A 1,444-nucleotide genomic window follows, 5' to 3' on the forward strand; every position below is an offset into this window, starting at 1 on the left:
CATCGAGCCGGACTACACCGACGCCTTCCCGAAGAACAGCGAGGTCCGCGCCGTGCTGACCTTTGCCGTGGACGAGCCGTCCTCGGAACTGCGTGACCACGCCCCGGACCCGCGCTCGGTGACTGTCGAGCAGCAGCACAGCTTCCTGCAACTACCTGACGATGGGTATCAACCCCGGGAATTCCATCCGCGGGCAGGCATCTTCCCCCATGTCTTTTTCGACTTCGCCCAAGGCCATGACAGCGATTACCGCCAGCGTTGGCTGTGGCGTTGGAACCTGGTGCCTTCCGACAAGGAAGCCTACCTGGATGGCGAGCTGGTGGAGCCTGAAGAGCCTATCGTTTTCTACATGGACCCGGCCATTCCAGAGCCCTACCGCAGCACCTTTATTGAGGGCAGCCTCTGGTTCAACGAGATGTTCGAAGCGGCCGGTTTCAAGAATGCCCTTCGAATCGAAGATCTCCCCGAAGACGCCGACCCCATGGATATTCGCTACAACATGATCCATTGGGTGCATCGGCGCGAGCGGGGGCCTTCAGTGGGCCCCTCTCATAAAGACCCACGCACTGGGGAGATCATCCACGCCATCGTGCGCATGGATTCCTTCCGCTCACTGGTCAATCACGACATCTGGATGGGTTTTCGCCCGGCCGCCGGCCCCGATGGCCTGGCCCTCTCCAGTGAAGAGATGGCCATGCAGCGTCGCCTGCAGCACACGGCCCATGAACTAGGCCATGCCCTCGGCCTGGCCCATAACTTCATCGCCGCCACCCATGACCGGGCCTCGGTGATGGACTACCCCGTGCCGTTGGTTCACCTAGATGAGAACGGCTATCTGGACATCTCCGATGCCTATGCCCCCGGCCCGGGCCCCCATGACAAGCTGGCCATCCGCTATGCCTACACCTGGTTCCCGGACGAAGAAGCCGAACGCGAGGGCCTGGCGGACATCATGCGCGAGGCCCATGACGACGGACTGCGTTTCATCACCGGCGGTGCCGCCCAACCCCACGGCAGCTTCCCCGATGCCAGCGTCTGGGTGGAAGGCGAGGATATGCTTAGCGCCCTGGACCGCACCCTGGGTGTGCGCCAGGCCCTGATCAACGCCTTCGACGACCGAGCGCTGGACGACGGCGAACCCTATTCCTTCCTGGACAAGCGCTTCGCCCATGTCTATCTCCACCACCGCACTGCCCTTCAAGGTGCCATCAAGTACCTGGGCGGGATGGAGTTCGTCTATGCGCTCAAGGGTGAACAGGTGGAGCCCACCCGGCGCATTCCACCGGAAGAACAGACAGAAGCCCTGAGCCGCATACTCGAAACGCTGGAACCCAGCCACCTGCGGGTACCGGACAGCGTCGCCGATCAGATCGCCGCCACCCCCTTCGGCTGGGATTGGAACGGCGAAGACCGCCTGTTCCACGCCAACACCGGCCCGGCCTTC

The 1,444-nt window shown here is 62.9% G+C and carries 1 protein-coding gene; it reads left to right on the forward strand.

The window, feature by feature from the left end:
* Positions 1-1,444, forward strand: a 1,444-nt coding sequence (locus tag VCB98_RS13855; protein WP_346053540.1) for a zinc-dependent metalloprotease, incomplete at both ends; no start/stop codon positions are given.

The organism is Natronospira elongata (assembly GCF_034931365.1).
GTDB classification, from domain to species: domain Bacteria; phylum Pseudomonadota; class Gammaproteobacteria; order Natronospirales; family Natronospiraceae; genus Natronospira; species Natronospira elongata.